18 protein-coding genes, 1 tRNA gene and 2 pseudogenes are annotated in these 17,109 nt (G+C 58.5%); 4 read left to right on the top strand and 17 right to left on the bottom strand.

From position 1 onward, the window contains the following. Nucleotides 1–183: 183 nt before the first annotated feature. The 4 genes and pseudogenes from EJ576_RS30045 to EJ576_RS19455 form a co-directional block, all read right to left on the bottom strand. Nucleotides 184–261 (bottom strand): annotated as a pseudogene (locus EJ576_RS30045) (hypothetical protein); the annotation flags it as partial. A gap of 106 nt (nt 262–367) precedes the next feature. Continuing rightward, nucleotides 368–649, bottom strand: coding sequence for a hypothetical protein (locus EJ576_RS19465; RefSeq protein WP_126570894.1), 282 nt, complete (start codon nt 647–649; stop codon nt 368–370). Nucleotides 650–684: 35 nt separating this feature from the next. Continuing rightward, complete coding sequence (umuC, locus tag EJ576_RS19460) at nt 685–2,025, bottom strand: translesion error-prone DNA polymerase V subunit UmuC (RefSeq protein WP_256656622.1); 1,341 nt, start codon at nt 2,023–2,025, stop codon at nt 685–687. Then, entirely contained in the window at nt 2,018–2,443 is a 426-nt protein-coding gene (locus EJ576_RS19455; protein WP_122728964.1) for a LexA family transcriptional regulator, read from the bottom strand. Before EJ576_RS19455 ends, umuC begins: the two co-directional genes overlap by 8 nt. 267 nt (nt 2,444–2,710) lie before the next feature. Here EJ576_RS19455 and EJ576_RS19450 point away from each other — a divergent pair, with 267 nt between their 5' ends. Then, the gene (locus EJ576_RS19450; protein WP_126570893.1) at nt 2,711–4,717 is read left to right on the top strand and encodes an acyltransferase family protein; all 2,007 of its coding nucleotides are present in this window, start codon (nt 2,711–2,713) and stop codon (nt 4,715–4,717) included. A 43-nt stretch (nt 4,718–4,760) separates the two neighbouring features. On the opposite strand, the gene EJ576_RS19445 is transcribed toward EJ576_RS19450, so the two are convergent. Both EJ576_RS19445 and EJ576_RS30040 read right to left on the bottom strand, forming a co-directional pair. Continuing rightward, the gene (locus tag EJ576_RS19445) at nt 4,761–5,699 is read right to left on the bottom strand and encodes a sialate O-acetylesterase (protein WP_126570892.1); all 939 of its coding nucleotides are present in this window, start codon (nt 5,697–5,699) and stop codon (nt 4,761–4,763) included. A 105-nt stretch (nt 5,700–5,804) separates the two neighbouring features. Beyond that, nucleotides 5,805–5,999 (bottom strand): annotated as a pseudogene (locus EJ576_RS30040) (DNA adenine methylase); the annotation flags it as partial. Here EJ576_RS30040 and EJ576_RS19435 point away from each other — a divergent pair. Continuing rightward, nucleotides 5,965–6,285 carry a hypothetical protein gene (locus tag EJ576_RS19435; protein WP_371923948.1) on the top strand — a complete coding sequence of 107 codons (321 nt, stop codon included), beginning with the start codon at nt 5,965–5,967 and terminating at the stop codon, nt 6,283–6,285. The pseudogene EJ576_RS30040 and the gene EJ576_RS19435 sit on opposite strands and share 35 nt — an antisense overlap. Before the next feature lie 94 nt (nt 6,286–6,379). Here EJ576_RS19435 and EJ576_RS19430 read toward each other — a convergent pair. Next, a tRNA-Ser gene (locus EJ576_RS19430) sits at nt 6,380–6,470 on the bottom strand. A gap of 152 nt (nt 6,471–6,622) precedes the next feature. On the opposite strand from EJ576_RS19430, the gene EJ576_RS19425 reads away from it, so the two are divergent. After that, the gene (locus tag EJ576_RS19425; protein WP_016977342.1) at nt 6,623–7,294 is read left to right on the top strand and encodes a Bax inhibitor-1/YccA family protein; all 672 of its coding nucleotides are present in this window, start codon (nt 6,623–6,625) and stop codon (nt 7,292–7,294) included. 62 nt (nt 7,295–7,356) lie between these two features. Here the strand turns inward: EJ576_RS19425 and murB are convergent, their stop codons facing one another. From murB to EJ576_RS19385, 8 genes are all read right to left on the bottom strand, one after another. Continuing rightward, nucleotides 7,357–8,376 (bottom strand): UDP-N-acetylmuramate dehydrogenase, encoded by a 1,020-nt coding sequence (murB, locus tag EJ576_RS19420; RefSeq protein ID WP_126570891.1) that lies wholly within the window; start codon nt 8,374–8,376, stop codon nt 7,357–7,359. Then, nucleotides 8,373–8,837, bottom strand: a complete 465-nt coding sequence (locus EJ576_RS19415; protein ID WP_010209653.1) for a low molecular weight protein-tyrosine-phosphatase — start codon at nt 8,835–8,837, stop codon at nt 8,373–8,375. Before EJ576_RS19415 ends, murB begins: the two co-directional genes overlap by 4 nt. Then, nucleotides 8,837–9,601 carry a 3-deoxy-manno-octulosonate cytidylyltransferase gene (gene kdsB / locus EJ576_RS19410; RefSeq protein WP_126570890.1) on the bottom strand — a complete coding sequence of 255 codons (765 nt, stop codon included), beginning with the start codon at nt 9,599–9,601 and terminating at the stop codon, nt 8,837–8,839. Before kdsB ends, EJ576_RS19415 begins: the two co-directional genes overlap by 1 nt. Beyond that, nucleotides 9,598–9,783, bottom strand: a complete 186-nt coding sequence (locus EJ576_RS19405) for a Trm112 family protein (protein ID WP_003174668.1) — start codon at nt 9,781–9,783, stop codon at nt 9,598–9,600. Before EJ576_RS19405 ends, kdsB begins: the two co-directional genes overlap by 4 nt. Before the next feature lie 24 nt (nt 9,784–9,807). Beyond that, nucleotides 9,808–10,818, bottom strand: a complete 1,011-nt coding sequence (gene lpxK, locus EJ576_RS19400) for a tetraacyldisaccharide 4'-kinase (RefSeq protein ID WP_122728974.1) — start codon at nt 10,816–10,818, stop codon at nt 9,808–9,810. Continuing rightward, a complete protein-coding gene (locus EJ576_RS19395; RefSeq protein WP_010209650.1) occupies nt 10,818–11,246 on the bottom strand; it encodes a biopolymer transporter ExbD in 429 nt (142 codons plus the stop codon). Before EJ576_RS19395 ends, lpxK begins: the two co-directional genes overlap by 1 nt. After that, entirely contained in the window at nt 11,243–11,878 is a 636-nt protein-coding gene (locus tag EJ576_RS19390; RefSeq protein ID WP_016978182.1) for a MotA/TolQ/ExbB proton channel family protein, read from the bottom strand. Before EJ576_RS19390 ends, EJ576_RS19395 begins: the two co-directional genes overlap by 4 nt. Before the next feature lie 73 nt (nt 11,879–11,951). Beyond that, nucleotides 11,952–14,177, bottom strand: coding sequence for a DNA internalization-related competence protein ComEC/Rec2 (locus EJ576_RS19385; protein ID WP_256656621.1), 2,226 nt, complete (start codon nt 14,175–14,177; stop codon nt 11,952–11,954). Nucleotides 14,178–14,312: 135 nt separating this feature from the next. Here EJ576_RS19385 and EJ576_RS19380 point away from each other — a divergent pair, with 135 nt between their 5' ends. Next, a complete protein-coding gene (locus EJ576_RS19380; RefSeq protein ID WP_065881916.1) occupies nt 14,313–14,828 on the top strand; it encodes a DUF2062 domain-containing protein in 516 nt (171 codons plus the stop codon). Here the strand turns inward: EJ576_RS19380 and EJ576_RS19375 are convergent. Both EJ576_RS19375 and EJ576_RS19370 read right to left on the bottom strand, forming a co-directional pair. Next, complete coding sequence (locus EJ576_RS19375) at nt 14,825–16,195, bottom strand: sensor histidine kinase (RefSeq protein ID WP_126570889.1); 1,371 nt, start codon at nt 16,193–16,195, stop codon at nt 14,825–14,827. The genes EJ576_RS19380 and EJ576_RS19375 overlap by 4 nt on opposite strands. Further along, the gene (locus EJ576_RS19370; RefSeq protein ID WP_028616770.1) at nt 16,182–16,910 is read right to left on the bottom strand and encodes a response regulator transcription factor; all 729 of its coding nucleotides are present in this window, start codon (nt 16,908–16,910) and stop codon (nt 16,182–16,184) included. The genes EJ576_RS19375 and EJ576_RS19370 overlap by 14 nt, the downstream gene beginning before the upstream one ends. Between the last annotated feature and the right edge of the window lie 199 nt (nt 16,911–17,109).

Below are 17,109 nucleotides of genomic sequence, written 5' to 3'. Positions count from 1 at the left end.
AATAGCCCACACTTCTCTCACGACCACTGCCTTTGGCATCGGTTTAGTCGTTGTAGGGCTAGTACCTGCCAGTCTTCCCCCTGCAACAACGCCATACCCTGTCCCTCGCGGGACGGGGTTTTTTCTGCCTAGCAATAACGCCAAGCAACAAAATCTGCTCATTTATGTATTGGCTGATGCTAAACGCATGGTAACAGCAAAGGCTAGCCAGAGTGCAGCCAGCCCGGCGCATCCAAGGAACACAACCGACAGACCACCATGCCAGAGCGCTCAGCAAGGGCTCACCCTCTCAAAAGTGTTAATCGCCCTGATTTCCAGATGAGGCTGGTCGGCTGCTTGTGGCCGATTGCTGCCCTTCGGCGGCAACCTAGAGGTAACCAGGCAACCATGGCTCCTGCTCGATTGCTGCAACGTCTCCAATGGCCAATAGACGCCACAATTCCAAGATCTTTGTCTCTGGAACGCCCTTCATGTGGCGAGGCTCGCCGGACTCTAGGTTTTCAAAAGTGACAGTTCGTGACAGGTTCACCGAAATGCACCAGTCAGCCTCGTCGGTCACCGAAACATCACCGTGTTCCTCATCTTCCGGGCGAGTTTTCAGTTCGGCAAGAAGCTCAGGGAACGTGTGTATGCCAGGGTTGGAGCTCATGGCGCCGTACCTGTGTGTGACGTGATAGCTCATGTTTACCTCAGAAAATTAATTTGAGTCCAAAACGATGGGGCGCGAAGGACGGCTTTTGGCCGAAAGCTGCCGCTACCTACAGACCAGAGTTGATCAAGCTTCGTCGTATAACTTTGGCTCATCATATCTCGGCGCATGCCCCAATCAGGATCTGCCGGCACACAAGCCGAGCGCAGCGTTCCCCTACCCCATCGCTCATTGATCTGGTCCATGACTGTCATCACCCGAGTCGCCTCCGCCGGCTGTGATATAGCAAACAAATCGTCGGTGTACTCACCAGGCTGGCATAGGCCGAGCAACATCACCTCAGCCTTGCTGTACTTAAAACCTGGTCGAAATATCCGATCAAGCGCACCCACCGCAGCTTGAGTAAGTAGCCGCACGTCATCAGTGGGATGCGGCATATCCACCACCACCCCATTGGCATACTTCATCTCCTCTGGGTTGAACATGCCAGTGCGGATGCACACCCGCACCTTCTTGCACAGCGAGCCCTGGGCGCGGAGCTTCTCAGAGGCACGCATCATATAGGTGGCCACCGCCTCCTTGATTGGCGGCAACTCCGTCAACCTCTTGCCGAACATGCGACTGCAGCAGATCTCCTGCTTTGGCGGATCCGGCTCATCCAACTCCAGGCAAGGCGTGCCGCCCAACTCCCTGGCAGTCTTCTCAATGACAATGCTGAACTTCTTACGGAGCGTCCACGAATCGGCCTTAGCCAGGTCCATAGCCGACTTGATACCCATCCCATCAAGATGGAGTTTCATCTTGCGCCCGACACCCCAAACCTCCGCAACGTCCGTATTGCGTAGCACCCAGTCACGCTTAACCGGATCGGTGATGTTGACCACCCCACCGGTTTGGAACTGCAGGCGCTTCGCGGTGTGGTTTGCCAGCTTCGCCAGGGTCTTTGTGTGAGCGATACCAACGCCGACAGGGATACCAGTGCAGCGAAGCACCTGGGCGCGAATCTTCCGGCCTAAGGCGTCCAACTCACCGACACCTGTCAGGTCGGCGAACGCCTCGTCGATGCTGTACACCTCAACCGCCGGCACCATCGCCTCGATCAGGCTCATCACGCGCTCACTCATGTCGCCATACAGTGCATAGTTGGAGGAGAACGGGACAATGCCGTGCTGCTTGAGCTTGTGCTTGATCTGGAAATACGGCTCGCCCATCTTGATGAAGGGTTTGGCGTCGTAGCTCCGGGCGATGACACAGCCATCGTTATTGCTCAGTACTACGATGGGCACCTTCGCCAGGTCGGGCCGGAATACCCGCTCGCAACTGGCATAGAAGCTGTTGCAGTCGATCAGTGCGAAGGTTGGCTGCTGCTTAGACATGGCTGCGCACTGTGCTGGTGATCACGCCCCAGATCGACAGCTCGTCGCCTTCGAGAACGTAGCGTGCCGGGAACTTGGGGTTTTCGGAAAGCAGGACCACCTCCCGGCCACGCTTGCATAGGCGCTTGCACACAGGCTCGTTGTTCAGCAGCGCCACAACCACATGCCCGTGGATCGGCTCAATGGCACGGTCAACCACGGCCAAGTCACCATCGAAGATCCCGACGCCTTGCATGCTCTCACCGGTGATTGCCACCAGGTACACGTGGGGCGCACGGATATTCAGGACCTCATCCAATGAGATGTGCTGCTCGATATGGTCCGCTGCCGGCGAAGGAAAACTGGCCGGAACCTGGAACGAGCACAACGGCAGCTTCGCGCCGACCTCAGCGATGGGACCTAGGATGGCAAAGCTCATGATGGGGCCTTTTACAAATACTGTACGAATGTACAGCTAACTCTGTAGGGCGCTTGCGGTCAATTTTTCCGTAGGGAATTTCGACAGGCGGAGCGTTGCCAACCGATCACAACGCGTCACGCCTTCTCCAGGCTCAAGCCCAACCAACAAACGGCCTCATTCTGTATCCGGTTCAGATACAATTCCGGCCTGCCGTTGTGGAACGAAACACCACAAAGCTTTTTAGCAGCGATAAGCACAACTTTCTCCGGGGCACGCACGTTTTACATGGATAAGTCAAAAACGGAACACCATCTAACACATCCCAAGTACAGGGCAGACATTGATGGCCTTCGAGCCATTGCGGTCCTGGCCGTGGTAGTTTTCCATGCATTCCCATCGAGCCTTAGGGGAGGTTTTATTGGTGTCGATATCTTTTTTGTGATATCGGGCTTTCTAATATCCACTATCATTTTAAGTAGCTTAGAAAAGAACTCATTTAACTTCGTCGAATTTTACGTCAGACGGATCAAGCGCATTTTCCCCGCATTGCTGCTGGTCTTAGCAACCTGCTGCGTAGCAGGTTGGTTCCTGTTACTAGCCGATGAATACCAACAGCTCGGCAAACACCTTGCAGCCGGCTCGGTGTTTATTTCGAATCTGGCATTACGCCAGGAAAGCGGTTACTTCGACAATTCCGCAGATACCAAACCACTTTTGCACCTGTGGTCACTCGGTATTGAAGAGCAGTTTTATATTATATGGCCGCTCATCCTTTACGCTGCTTGGCGGGTAAGATTTAACCCTTTCATCGTCATCATTATTGCAGCGGCAGTTTCGTTCAGCCTTAACATCAGCAATGTGAGGACTAACCCCTCCTTTACCTTTTACTCTCCTCAAACACGGTTTTGGGAGCTGCTGATAGGTTCTGCGCTGGCCTATATCAATCTCAACAAGGAGAGGCAGTTCTCCCCTCTAAGACTGCCCGTGTTGACCCGTTCAATATGCTCAGAGGTTTTCTCTGCATTGGGCGCCATCATGCTCATAGTGGGCTTCCTGAGGATTAGCGAAAGTCGTCCCTTCCCAGGCACCTGGGCACTGCTTCCTACGCTAGGCACAGCGCTTATAATCGCAGCAGGATCCGGCGCATGGCTAAACAGAAACGTACTATCGAACCGAGGCTTGGTTTGGTTCGGCTTGATTAGCTTTCCCCTCTACCTTTGGCACTGGCCGCTGCTCTCTTTCGCGTACATCGTCGAAGGCGTGCAGCCCTCAGCTGCCATCCGAGTGGTTGCCGTTGTCGCGTCTATCGCACTGGCCTATGCGACTTATAGACTCATCGAAAAGCCTATCCGTACGAACACCAGCAGTAATAGAGCCGTGTTCGCAATGGTAACAACGATGGTTGCAATTGGTCTCGGCGGCTTTAGCATCTTCAAGAACGAAGGCTATGCCTTTAGGCTAGATGATCGTGCGCAGTTCTCGTCATACTTCAAAAACGTCTCTCCGACCTGGTCATACATGGAGCGGACCGATCTTCTTAACAAGTACAACGATAGCTGCAATTTCTTCGATATAAAGAAACAACGTGAAGGTAAGGCAACCACTATTCCAGTGGAATCACTTAGCCCGAACTGCTTCCAGAAAAATGACACCTATACAAAGTCAGTGTTTATTTGGGGTGACTCCCATGCCCAGCATTTGTACTTTGGCTTGAAGAACAATCTGCCTAGCAACTGGCAAATCCTGCAGGTCGCAAGTTCATCATGCCCAGCGAATCCAAATGCGAAAGGAGCGTCTTCCACAGACTACTGCGAGCAGTCCAACTGGTTCGCTCTCGACGCCATACAGAAAGCCAAGCCTGACGTAGTCATTGTCGCCGAGGACTGGGGACAGGATCTCGCGATGATGCGAGAAACCACTGACAAGCTTAACGCTCTAGGTATCACCAGAATTATCTTCACTGGACCGGTGCCTCATTGGACGTCTGACCTACACAAAATAGTTCTCAAATCGTTGTGGAAAGACACACCGTCACGCACCTTCACGGGCGTCGATAAGGAGTTTATTCAGAAGAACGATGCATTGAAGAAAGCATTCAATATCAACAGTGCGAGTTACGCCGACATCATGGATTTGCTTTGCAATACTGATGGGTGCCTGACCTACATTGGCTCAGACAAAAAAGAGGGATTGACGTCCTGGGACAAGTCGCACCTGACGCCCATTGCGTCAGACTATGTTGCGAAAAATCTTCTGGTCCGCATGGTCACGGAGACAAGCGAACCCAATTGAAAAACAATGGAGGGGGTCTCCCCCTCCACTTGCCGCACAAAAACTAGATACTTGAAGGTTGCTTCAAAGATTCCAACCAGCCCTTAGCGTGCGTCTCGATCCCGCGCCCCGAAAGGTGACAATCATCGTACCTATCATTCAGCCCGATCACGTCCGTATTAGGGCCTAAGTAGACACCAGCCTGCCTTGTAGCATTGCGCTGTGCCTCAAGTATTCCAGGCGCAGACGCCATAGTTCCGCAGCGACTGGCCTGGGCCACGAAGAAATTCGACTCAGGGAAATACTCTTTTGTGAGGCTGATAACTTGCCCTAAGCCAACTGAATACTCTTCCGGCGACAATGTGTTGTCGGACTCCCCTTGATGCCACAAGAAATGCGTCACGGTTAGGCCAGACGCTTTCACTTCTGTAAGCCTTGCCTTCAACATCTCATTGAGCCTACCGCCTGACCGCCACTGTTTTAACGTCGATCCGCCAACACCTGCCGGGATGAGTACCACATCGTCAGCCAAGTGATCGTTCACCAGCTTGTCGCCGAGGTTGCTCCACACACTGCCAGATACGCCTGTAGCACCTAACAGCGGGTCAGCAGCCAGGTAGTATTTACCTTCGAAGAAATTGAACACTTTACCGGTAGTGGATTGATGGCGTTCACCGCCGTGGTTGGCCGCATTGGATTGACCAAATACAAAAGCCACAACTGTGTTTCTCGTAATCAGGGGAGCGTCAACTTCCTGCTTATCATGAAAAAAGCTCAGCTGATCATATTCATTTAACAAGAACGGATCCGGAACCGCCTTATTAATCGCAGGGATAAACATCCTTTTGATTTCTTTGACCGAAAAGAACAACGCATCTTGATTCGCGACTGAGCGCATCCCTATCGCTATAGATACAAATGACAGCAAAAGCAGAAAGGCAAGCACCGCAGTAATTTTAAGAGCTCGAAATCCCTTTCTACTACTTCCCTTTTCAACAGACATACGTGCCCCTTATAGAATTCGGTGAATAGTTTACAGCTTGAAACTACTGCGTGCACGGGCAAACCCCACGGGTGGAGATCGCACCTTCCTCTACCATGCCGAAGGTTAAAATAGGCCCCCAAGATCTGCTGGCTGCCAGTTCATTATCACAAGCTCTCCACTGACTTGAGCCCGGCCTTGCCGTTGGTTGGTGGTGCTATAGCGGATATCCAGCGTCTCAAAATGGAAGCCATCAAAAGCCCGCCGGATGTCCGGGTGATCGTTGATGCTCACCATCACCTTCCCTTTGCCGCGCCGCATGTCCAAGTACCTACTAATCAACAAGCACGGAAAAAGGATGACGAAAGGTATGTTGCGCCTGCGCTGGGACAAGGCAAGGGAGAAGGCGCAGCAGAAAGCGCTGGATCAGGGCGACCCTATGCTCGCAGCAAAGATTGGAGGGTTTCAGTTTCGTGACATCCGACCCAAGGCGGCATCGAAAATCATCGATATTGGCGACGCCAACCTACTGCTGGGACATAGCAAGCAGGAGATCACCAAACGGGTTTACAGGAGGATTGGCGCCACTGCCAAACCATCAAAATAGGCAAAGTTTCGGAACGCCTATCAAAAACCGGCGTTATCTACCCAAACCCCAGAAACACGAAAGCCCCGCATTCGCGGGGCTTTCGTGTAAATCTTGGCGGGAAACCAGGGATTCGAACCCTGGAGACGCTATTAACGTCCGCCGGTTTTCAAGACCGGTGCATTCAACCACTCTGCCAATTTCCCTTGTGCATCACAGGATTATAGTAGCCCATCCCGTCTCAGCGGGCGCCATAATACCCGAATGAAACACACTGTCAAACTCTTGCCATCGCTTGTTACAGAGCGTCTGTTATGATCTTTGCGACTGAACGTTTCAAAACCGAAGGAGTGTCGCCATGCGCGAACAGAATTACGCAGTGAATGGTAACGCGCAGGCTGAGCAGCTTGAAGTCAGCCGCGTGTTGCGCAACACCTATGGCTTGCTCGCCCTTACCCTCGCATTCAGCGGCGTGATGGCGTTCGTGGCCCAGCAGATGCGCGTCGGCTACCCGAATATCTTTGTCGTGCTGATCGGCTTCTATGGCCTGTTCTTCCTGACCAACAAGCTGCGTGACTCGGCCTGGGGCCTGGTGTCGGCGTTTGCCTTGACCGGTTTCATGGGCTTTATCCTCGGCCCGATCCTCAACCGCTACCTCGGCATGGCCGGCGGCGCGGAAGTGGTCAGCTCGGCGTTTGCCATGACCGCACTGGTGTTTGGTGGTCTGTCGGCCTACGTGCTGATCACCCGTAAGGACATGAGCTTCCTGGGTGGTTTCATCACCGCTGGTTTCTTCGTGTTGCTGGCGGCTGTGGTTGCGAGCATGTTCTTCCAGATCAGCGGCCTGCAATTGGCGATCAGCGCAGGTTTTGTGCTGTTCTCCTCGGTGTGCATCCTGTTCCAGACCAGCGCGATCATCCACGGTGGTGAACGTAACTACATCATGGCGACCATCAGCCTGTATGTGTCGATCTACAACTTGTTCATCAGCTTGTTGCAGATCTTCGGCATCATGAGCCGCGACGACTGATTGTCAGCGCAATAAAAAATGCCCCGCATCGAAAGATGCGGGGCATTTTTGTTTGAAGGGGCTTAATACTGGTTGGGCTCCATTTCCAGGTCGACCTTGAAACGCTCTGCAATGTCGCGCTGGATACGCTGGGCCAAGTTCGCAATATCGTGCCCTGTGGCATCGCCATAGTTGACCAACACCAGCGCCTGCAACTTGTGCACGCCGGCATCGCCGTCACGGAAGCCCTTCCAGCCTGCCTTGTCGATCAGCCAGCCGGCGGCAAGCTTCATCTGCCCATCGGCCTGCGGGTACGCCACCAGGTCCGGATAGCGCGCCTGCAGCTCAGCCGCCAGCACCTGGGACACCAGCGGGTTCTTGAAGAAGCTGCCCGCATTGCCCAGCTCGGCCGGATCGGGCAGTTTTTCCCGGCGGATACTGCAGATCGCGCGGCTGACGTCACTCGGTGTTGCCTCGGTGATCCCCTGCCCCGCCAGGCGCTGCTGCACCGGACCGTAGTCGAGTTTCAGGCGGCTGGCGCGGCTCAGGGCAAAGCGCACCCGCAAGATCAGCCAGCGCGCGGTCTCGTGTTTGAACAGACTGTCGCGGTAGGCAAAGTTGCATTCTTCCAGGCTGAAATCGCGCAACTCGCCGGTGTGACGATCCAGGGCGGTCAGGCCGGCGAATACATCCTTGATCTCGACACCGTAGGCGCCGATGTTCTGCATGGGCGCGGCGCCAACGGTGCCGGGGATGAGGCTGAGGTTTTCCAAGCCGCAGAAGCCTTGTTCTAGGGTCCATAACACGAACGGATGCCAGGTTTCGCCGGCTTCGGCCTCGACCACCACCTGCGTGCCGTCGTCGTGCAACACACGGATGCCCTGGCTGGCCATGCGCAGCACCAGCGCCGGAATGTCCTGGGTCAACAGCAAGTTGCTACCGCCGCCGATCACCAGCAGCGGCACCGCGTGTGCGGCCGAATAGGCCAAGGCCTCACGGACATCATCGTCGCTGCGGGCCTCGGCGAACAGCTGGGCACGCACGTCAATGCCAAAGCTGTTGAATGGCTTGAGCGACACCTGCGCAAGCACCTGCAAGGTCATAACCGCCCCTTCAATTCGATCACCAATAAATCACAGGCACGTTCAATCAGGTCCAGGACCCGTTCAAAGCCTTGTTCGCCTTCGTAATACGGGTCCGGCACTTCGTCCACTTCGGCGTCGTAACGGCGCAGGAAAAGGTCCAGCTCCGCCTTGCCCTGGCCCGGCTGCAGGGCCTTGAGGTTGCGCAGGTTGCTGTGATCCATCGCCAGGATCAGGTCATAGCGCGCAAAGTCGGCGCGAGAGACCTGCTGGGCACGCTGGGCCGACAGATCGTAGCCGCGCACCAACGCCGCACGCTGGCTGCGCTGGTCCGGCGGGTTGCCGACATGCCATTCACCCGTACCAGCGGACGCGACCTCGACCTGCCCCGCCAGCCCCGCTTCGCGCAATTTATGGCGCAGCACGCCTTCTGCGGTGGGCGAGCGGCAGATGTTGCCCAGGCAGACAAACAGAACCTCCATCAGGCCCCCAGCAGGCGACGGACGCGCTCAAGGTCTTCCGGGGTGTCGACACCGGCCGGCGGTGCTTCCAGCGCATCGCCCACATGGATGCGCACGCCATGCCACAGGGCCCGCAGTTGCTCCAGGGACTCGGTGTTTTCCAGCCAGCATGGGCCCCAGCTGACGAAGTCATGCAGGAAACCGGCGCGGTAGGCGTAAATGCCGATATGGCGACGGTAAGGCACGCCCTCCGGCAACACGTCAGGCTGCTTGGCGAAGGCGTCGCGCGCCCAAGGCAAGGTCGAACGGCTGAACGTCAGCGCCAGGCCGTTGATGTCACTGACTACCTTTACCACGTTCGGGTTGAACAGGGTCTCGATGTCTTCAATCGGCTCGGCCAGAGTCGCCATGCGTGCTTCGCCATGGGCGGCCAGGTTGGCGGCCACCTGGTCGATCACACTGGGCGGGATCAGGGGTTCGTCGCCTTGCACGTTGACCACGATGGCGTCCGGTGCCAGGCCGAGCTGGGTGGCGACTTCGGCCAGGCGATCGGTGCCGGAGTTATGGTCTTCGCGGGTCAGCACCGCCTCGGCACCGAAGCCCTTGCAGGCTTCGACGATGCGCGGGTCGTCGGTGGCCACTACCACGCGCTCGGCGCTGCTCTTGCAGGCCTGTTCCCACACCAGCTGGATCATCGGCTTGCTGCCGATCAGTTGCAGCGGCTTGCCCGGCAGGCGGGTCGAGGCGTAGCGGGAAGGAATGACAACGGTAAAGGCGGTGGTCATTTATCCAGGCGCTCATCGGTGGTCAGGGTGCGAGCTTCGCTTTCCAGCATCACCGGGATGCCATCACGGATCGGGTAAGCCAGGCCGGCGCCTTTGCTGATCAGCTCGGTTTTGTCGGCGCTGAGCTTGAGCGGGCCTTTGCAGATCGGGCAAGCGAGGATATCGAGCAATTTGGTGTCCATGAGTGTTTCCTGGAAAGCAGCGGTTTAAGGCAAAAGGCGGGCAGGCAGCAGACGCATCAACTGCGTGTCGAACCAGGCGACGAACGCCGGCGACGGCAGTGCATCCACCGCAAGGTACCACCAGTCGGGCTGGGCAAAGGCGCGGCACTTCACCGCGTCCTTCTCGGTCATGACCAGCGGCAATGACGGCGTAAAATTCAGGACTTCGGCGCTGTAAGTCGCGTGGTCGGCAAACCCATGGGGTATCGGCTGCCAGTGTAGCGTTTCAAGGGTATTGAAGAAACGTTGCGGGTTGCCGATGCCGGCAACCGCATGCACCTGCTGGCCTGCTGGAAAATGATCCACCGGCTGCCGCTCGCCGGTCAGCAGGTTGACCAGTGCGGTGGGCTGCAAGCGAAAGGCAAAACCATCGTCTCGATCACTGGCGGCGCCGTTGTACAACAGCGCATCGACGCTCTGCAGACGCTCAACCGGCTCACGCAACGGTCCCGCCGGCAGGCAACGGCGGTTGCCCAGGCCGCGGGCAGCGTCGATCAGCACCAGTTCAAGGTCTCGGGCCAGGCGGTAGTGCTGGAGACCGTCGTCGGAGAGGATCAGGTCCAGGGTTTCGCTGGCCAGCAGCGCCTGGACCGCACGGCTGCGATCGGGGTCAATCATCAACGGCACGCCGCAGCGCTGCACGATCAACAAGGGCTCATCACCCGCCACTTCGGCGCTCTGGCTGGCTGCGACCCGCCATGGCAACTGCGGCGGCTTGGCGCCATACCCCCGACTGACCACACCTACGCGCAAGCCGCTGCGTCGGCAGTGTTCGATAAGCCACAGGATCAACGGCGTCTTGCCGGTGCCACCCACGGTGATATTACCGACCACCACCACCGGCACCGGCGATTGATAGATCTCGCCGTCACCCGCCAGGAAGCGTGCACGCTTGCGCTGCACCACCCGGCGATACAAGGACTCCAGCGGCCGCAACAGCGCAAGCGCCGGATGGCCCTCGTACCAGGCCTTGAGCAAACGATCAGACAGGGCCATTAGGGTTGGCCCGCCGCCTCGACGGTGGTCATGCGCAAATGGCTGAAACCGAGCTTGCCGGCGGCGTCCATTGCGGTGATCACGGCCTGGTGCTGGGTCTTGCCATCGGCACTGATCGACAGCGGCAGCTTAGTGTCGCCGCCGGACTCTTTCTGCAAGGCATCCATCAGGCTGGCCAGGTCGTTTTTCTCGAGCAACTGGTTATTCACCGAAAACACCCCGTCGGCGCTGATGGCGATGTCCAATTGCTTGACTTGCTGGTCCTCGGCCGGCGAACCGCTCACGGCCTCCGGCAGGTCGACGCGCAGTTCGGTCTGCCGGGTGAAGGTGGTGGTGACGACAAAAAACAGCAGCAGGATAAACACCACATCAATCAGCGACGCGAGGTTGATATCGACGTTTTCCCGTTGCTTGCGGCGAAATTTCACGCTTTGCCCCCAACCAGGTCCACGTCACGGTCGCCCTGCACCACTTCCACCAGTTTGATGGCTTCCTGCTCCATGCCCACCACAAGCTCATCGATGCGGCGTTGCAGGAAGCGGTGGAAGAACACCGAGGGAATACCCACCATCAGGCCTGCGGCCGTGGTGATCAGCGCCTTGGAGATACCACCGGCCAGTACGGCCGCGTTGGTGGTCATGCCGGAGCCCATGAACGAGCTGAAGATATCGATCATGCCCAACACCGTACCGAGCAAGCCGAGCAACGGCGCCATGGCGGCGATGGTGCCGAGGGCGTTGATGTAGCGTTCCAGTTCATGGATGACGCGGGCGGCGGCTTCCTCGATGCACTCTTTCATGATCTCGCGACCGTGCTTGGAGTTGGCCAGCCCGGCAGCGAGGATCTCACCCAACGGGGAATTGGCGCGCAGCTCCTTGAGTTTTTCCTTATCGAGCTGCTTGTTCTTGATCCAGGACCAGACCTGCCCCAGCAAATGCTCGGGGGTCACGCGGCTGGCGCGAAGGGTCCACAGGCGTTCGGCGACGATGCCGAGTGCGGCGATAGAACTCATGATGATCGGCAACATCATCCAGCCGCCGGATTTGACCAATTCCCACACAGTGAATGTCCCCTCGAAAAAGTGCGCCACTTTACCATATAGGTGCGTCGACCACAGACCCCATCGGCCCTGGCTAGGGTAACCGCTCGCGCCAGAACCGGCGTTGACTGCGCGCAACTACCGGGAGCGTAAAAGCACCCAACTGCAGACGTACGGCGCCCTGCTCGGCGCTGTCATATACCTGGCTGCCCAACCGCTGGTAGCGTTCCATCACCTGTGGATGGGGATGGCCGAACGCATTGTTGCGCCCTCGCGAGATCAGCACGGATCGCGGAGCAAGCCGTTCCACAAAGGGCCAGGACGAAGAGCTGCGACTGCCATGGTGCGGCGCTTGCAGCCAATCTGTGGGCACCGCCAGCGGTGACGCAAGCATGGCCTGTTCCGCCGCACGGTCAATATCACCGGTCAGCAGCAGGCGCTCGCCATTCGCCTGCACCTGCAAGACGCAGGACTTCGCGTTGCCACTTATGGCGTCCGGCCACTGCCAGAGTTCGAAGGTCACACCGTCCCAAGTCCAGCGCTCGCCACTGAAGCAGGGTTGAGTGCCGAGCGATGGCGGCAAACCGTCGGTTTCGCCGCCCACCACACGCTTGATCGGCATGCCATTGGCAATCGCCGCTGCACCCCCGGCGTGATCGGCATCGGCATGGCTGAGCAGCAGCATATCCAGCTCTCCTACCCCGAGTTTTCGCAAAGACGGCAGTACCACGCGCGCACCCAAGTCAAAAGTGCCGGAGCGCGGGCCGGCGTCATAGAGCAACGTGTGATGACGGGTGCGCAAAATCAACGATTGCCCCTGGCCGACATCAAGCTGCGTAACCTCCACCTGTCCGTCGGGCACCAGCGCTCGTGGGGGAAACACCGCCAGCAGAAACATCGGCCAACCCAGCACACGAAACGGCACGCCCTTGGGCAGCAGGAGGAGCAGTGCCCCCAGCAGACTTACCAACCAATACCCCAGCGGTACATCGGCCGGAATCCAGGCCGGCATCTGTCCGGCGAGCCACGCCAAGCCGTTGAACAAGGCACCCAGTGCCCCGCCAGCCAGCCACAGCAGACCTTCCCCTACAAACGGCAACGCCAGCAATGCAGTGCCCAACAAGGCCAGCGGCAACACCACCAGGCTGATCCATGGCACCGCCACCAGGTTAGCGAACGGCGCACTCAGGCTAATGGGCAACCCCAACACCAGCAAGGCCGGAAACAACCCGATGGCAATCAACCACTGCGGCCGAGTCCACACCTGCCACACGCTCCAGGGTCCCAGACGGCCACCAAACGCCAGGATCAGCACCGCCACCGCCGCAAAGGACAGCCAGAACCCCGGCTGCAAGCTCGCCAACGGCTCCAGGACCAACACCCCATTGAGCGCCAGCAACAAAGGCCACCACAGCCCCAGGTGACGCAAGCGCAATCGCCACAACAACACCAGCCCAACCATCACGCAGGCGCGCTGCACCGGCACGCCAAACCCAGCCAGCAAGCCGTAACCCAGTGCCGTAGTGAACGCCAGCCCACAAGCCCAGGGCAGCCATGGCCAGGTTCGAGGCCAGCATCCATAGCGCGCCAAGCCAGCGATCAAACCGTAAATCAACCCCGCCAGCAGGCCGATATGCTGACCGGAGATGACCAGCAAATGCACAGTCCCTGTGTCCTGCAGCACCTGCCAGTCAGCAGCCGCCAATCCAGAGCCATCGCCCAACACCAGGGCAATCAGGCCAGCCTCCCGGCCTTGGGCGTCCACCGCAAGCAAGCGCTGACGCACGCTGTCGCGCCAGGCGTTGGCAGCCGGTGCCAGGCGCTCTCCATCCTTTACCGTGCCCGTGGCGCCAATGCGCTGGGCGAGCAGCCAAGCCTCCTGATCAAAGCCGTGGAAGTTCAGCAACCCGGCGGGCCGCTTGAGGGTGACGGCCAGGCGCCAACGTTCACCGCTGCGCACGGGCGGCCCGCCACGCCAGGACACCCGGATGCGCGTGGGCAACCGGGCATTACGCGACCGACTGTCGGTCAGTACAAAGCGCACGCCCTCGTCCGTCTGTTGCGGCAACCCGCTGACCCGCCCTTCCACCCAGCGCGTCTGACCGTCCAGCACTGGCTTGAGGCGATCATCCAGCGCCGACTGCGCGCTCATGCACGCCCAACTCAGCCCCAACAGGAAAAAAGCCAAGGGATACGTGCGAAACGGCAACAGCATCAAGGCCAGCACCAGCAAGGCGATCAGCCAACCGGTAGTCGGCAATGCCGGTAAAAAGCGCAAGGCCAGCAACCCCAGCGCAAACGCGCACATCCCTGTCCTCATGAATCATCCTTTTCAAGTGATCCACTCAGTCTTAGCCGGATACCCAGCACGGCCTTTGATGTTTTGTCACAAAGTCTGAATTTTCTGTTTATAGAATGCGGGCATACTTGCCCCTCGAACTGACCTGGACCCCTTATGCCCCGGCGCTTATTCAAACGATACATGCCTGACCCCAGCAGTATCAGGGAACACAAGTCATTACAGTTTCTTGGCACCTTGCTGCATGACCCGAACCTCTGGCACCTGAACCGGCACTCGGTCGCGCGCGCAATGGCTGTGGGTTTGTTCGCGGCTTTTATTCCGATTCCGTTACAGATGCTGCTGGCCGCCTTCCTGGCGATCACCGTGCGCGGCAATATGCCCATCGCGGTCAGCCTGGTATGGCTGACCAACCCGATCACCATGCCGGTGGTGTTCATCTGCACCTACATGACCGGCGCCTGGTTGATGAATGTGCCCCCGCGCAGCCTGCCGGATGACCTGACCTGGGAATGGATCAGCGGCCAATTGAGCACGTTATGGCAGCCGTTCCTGCTGGGTTCAGTGGTGTTGGGGCTGGTGCTAGGTGCGCTCGCGTATTGCCTGACCATGGGCTACTGGCGCTGGTGGGTGGCCCATCAATGGAAAAAACGCAAACAGCGTCGCGCCTAACACGCCCGCAGACGCAGATGCACCCGCAGCCCTTTTCCGGTGTTTTGCGCCCACAAGCTGCCGTCCTGGCGCTGCACGGCGTTGCGCGCGATGCTCAAGCCCAGGCCGAAGCCACCATCGCCGGGGCGTGATCCGTCCAGGCGCGTGAACGGTGCGAAGATCCGTTCCAGGTCCCCGTCATCGATCCCGCCGCCCTCGTCCTCCAGCCATACATGCCAATAGTCACCTTCGCGACGCCCATCCAGGCTGACCACACCGCCCACGGGTGAATGGCGAATGGCATTGCGCAGGATGTTTTCCAGGGCCTGGGCCAACGCATTCAGGTTGCCGCGCACCCAGCACTCCGGGCCGAGCAGGCACGGCAGGCGCGACGCGGGCCAATCGCTTTCGAAGCATGCGTTTTCACGCAACATGTCCCACAGCGCCTGAAGCTGGATATCTTCCTGGGGCAGCGGTGCCCGCTCGGTGTCCAACCAGGCCAGTTGCAGACTGTCTTCCACCAGGCGTTGCATCGCATCGATCTCACGGCCAAGCCGCTCGCGCAGTTGCGTGAGGTCCTGCTCACTGTCACACGCCACCCGCAGGCGGCTCAGCGGAGTGCGCAGTTCATGGGACATGTCCCGCAGCAGTTGCTGCTGCAATACCACGGTGCCCTGCAGGCGTTCGGACATATGGTCGAACGCGCGGCCCAACTCACCCAATTCATCCTGACGACTGGTCGCGTCGTGGGACAGCCGCGTATTCAACTGGTCGGCACGCCAGGCGTTGGCCTGCTCACGCAGTTGATTGAGGGGCATGATCAGCAGGCGATACAGGCCGACGCACAGCAACAGGGTAAACAGGCCAGGGATCACGCCATTGGTCACCACCCGCCAGAACAGTTGGTAGCGCCCCGGCATGAAGCGCTGCGGCAACTCGATCACCAGCGAACCTGCGTTGGGGTCGACCGGAAACGGGATTTTCAGCCACGGCAGGCCTTTGGTATGCCGGCTCACCGGCCAGTCCAGGCCACGCAGAAAGGTCAGGCGCTGGTTTTCCTTGTCGGTCAGCGGGTAGCTGCTCAGCGATTGCAAGTCATTGCCGATCACGCCGATCCAGGTGGTTTCGCGCTCGCCCATCTCCTGCAGCCACGCATCGACGCCAGCACTGCCGTCTCGGTTCCAGGCCTGCTCCGCTCGCAACGCGTAACCGCTCAAGGTGATCCGCGCTTCATCGGACAGGTAGGCGTTCTTCTGCTCCATGTAGCGCCCCCACGACCAACTGAGCCAGATCATCAGCAAACAGAAGGCGATCAACAGGCAGGCCAGCTTCCAGAATAACGAGTGCTTGCCCGGCAGGCGCTTAAAGGGCCGTTTAAAGGCTGTCATCAGCACCGCTCAGCACATAGCCCTTGCCCCACACTGTGCGCACTTCGCGCTCGGTGTAGCCGATGGCCTTGAGCTTGCGGCGGATCTGGCTGATATGCATGTCGAGGCTGCGGTCATGGGGCGCATAACCACGTTGCAGCACCTGCTGGTAAAGGAAGGGTTTGCTGAGGACTTCCTCAGCGTTGCGATGCAAAGTTTCCAGCAGGCGATATTCACTGCGGGTCAGGCCAGCCCGATGTTCCAGGTGGCAGACATCGCACAGTTCATCGTCGAAGCGCAGGGTGCGGGTATCGTCACGTGCGGGTGCCAGGCTCGGTAATGGGCGTCTGTCCAAGGCGACACGGCGCAGGATGGCCTCGATGCGCACGCGCAGCTCGATCATGCTGAACGGCTTGGGCAGGTAGTCATCGGCGCCCAGGCGAAAACCGCTGATGCGATCGGCCTCAGCCCCCAGTGCCGACATCAGGATTACCGGGATCGAATGGCTCTGGCGCAGATGGGTCAGGATCGACAACCCGTCCAGCCCTGGCAGCAGAATGTCCATCAACACCACGTCGAACACCTGGTCGCGCGCCATCTGCAGGCCTTGCTGGCCGTTCTGGCACCAGGTGACATGGAAACCACAGCGCCCCAGATGTTCATGGACATAAGCGCCCAGCACGGGGTCATCTTCGATGGTCAGGATACTGGGTAGGCCAGTTGCTACGGGATTCATTAGTATCTGCAAGTCATTCTCAATGACTGATTATTCAAGATAACCCCGCAGCAGGCAATCGCCACTGGCCGCCAAATGCCTTCAAGATTGCCGTCTGTCATTAATTTGCAAGATTCCTCGCCGCGCAAATGGCTACACTGCGCAGGTGGCGCGGGCCGGATGCCCGCGCAATTCCGTAGATATCAATGTGGTAGCAGGA

It is taken from the genome of Pseudomonas sp. C 49-2 (assembly GCF_003970195.1).
Classification (GTDB): domain Bacteria; phylum Pseudomonadota; class Gammaproteobacteria; order Pseudomonadales; family Pseudomonadaceae; genus Aquipseudomonas; species Aquipseudomonas canadensis.
The sequence above is the reverse complement of the archived record's forward strand: the minus strand, read 5'-3'. Positions and strand labels throughout refer to the sequence as shown.

What these genes read in the sequence shown, in the direction of transcription:
- EJ576_RS19450 (WP_126570893.1), top strand. Translation starts at nt 2,711, where the DNA reads ATGGATAAGTCAAAAACGGAACACCATCTAACACATCCCAAGTACAGG.
- murB (WP_126570891.1), bottom strand. Translation starts at nt 8,376, where the DNA reads ATGACCTTGCAGGTGCTTGCGCAGGTGTCGCTCAAGCCATTCAACAGC.
- EJ576_RS19435 (WP_371923948.1), top strand. Translation starts at nt 5,965, where the DNA reads ATGCTCACCATCACCTTCCCTTTGCCGCGCCGCATGTCCAAGTACCTA.
- kdsB (WP_126570890.1), bottom strand. Translation starts at nt 9,601, where the DNA reads ATGACCACCGCCTTTACCGTTGTCATTCCTTCCCGCTACGCCTCGACC.
- EJ576_RS19425 (WP_016977342.1), top strand. Translation starts at nt 6,623, where the DNA reads ATGCGCGAACAGAATTACGCAGTGAATGGTAACGCGCAGGCTGAGCAG.
- EJ576_RS19455 (WP_122728964.1), bottom strand. Translation starts at nt 2,443, where the DNA reads ATGAGCTTTGCCATCCTAGGTCCCATCGCTGAGGTCGGCGCGAAGCTG.
- EJ576_RS19380 (WP_065881916.1), top strand. Translation starts at nt 14,313, where the DNA reads ATGCCCCGGCGCTTATTCAAACGATACATGCCTGACCCCAGCAGTATC.
- EJ576_RS19375 (WP_126570889.1), bottom strand. Translation starts at nt 16,195, where the DNA reads ATGACAGCCTTTAAACGGCCCTTTAAGCGCCTGCCGGGCAAGCACTCG.
- EJ576_RS19370 (WP_028616770.1), bottom strand. Translation starts at nt 16,910, where the DNA reads ATGAATCCCGTAGCAACTGGCCTACCCAGTATCCTGACCATCGAAGAT.
- EJ576_RS19385 (WP_256656621.1), bottom strand. Translation starts at nt 14,177, where the DNA reads ATGAGGACAGGGATGTGCGCGTTTGCGCTGGGGTTGCTGGCCTTGCGC.
- umuC (WP_256656622.1), bottom strand. Translation starts at nt 2,025, where the DNA reads ATGTCTAAGCAGCAGCCAACCTTCGCACTGATCGACTGCAACAGCTTC.
- EJ576_RS19445 (WP_126570892.1), bottom strand. Translation starts at nt 5,699, where the DNA reads ATGTCTGTTGAAAAGGGAAGTAGTAGAAAGGGATTTCGAGCTCTTAAA.
- lpxK (WP_122728974.1), bottom strand. Translation starts at nt 10,818, where the DNA reads ATGGCCCTGTCTGATCGTTTGCTCAAGGCCTGGTACGAGGGCCATCCG.
- EJ576_RS19415 (WP_010209653.1), bottom strand. Translation starts at nt 8,837, where the DNA reads ATGGAGGTTCTGTTTGTCTGCCTGGGCAACATCTGCCGCTCGCCCACC.
- EJ576_RS19405 (WP_003174668.1), bottom strand. Translation starts at nt 9,783, where the DNA reads ATGGACACCAAATTGCTCGATATCCTCGCTTGCCCGATCTGCAAAGGC.
- EJ576_RS19465 (WP_126570894.1), bottom strand. Translation starts at nt 649, where the DNA reads ATGAGCTCCAACCCTGGCATACACACGTTCCCTGAGCTTCTTGCCGAA.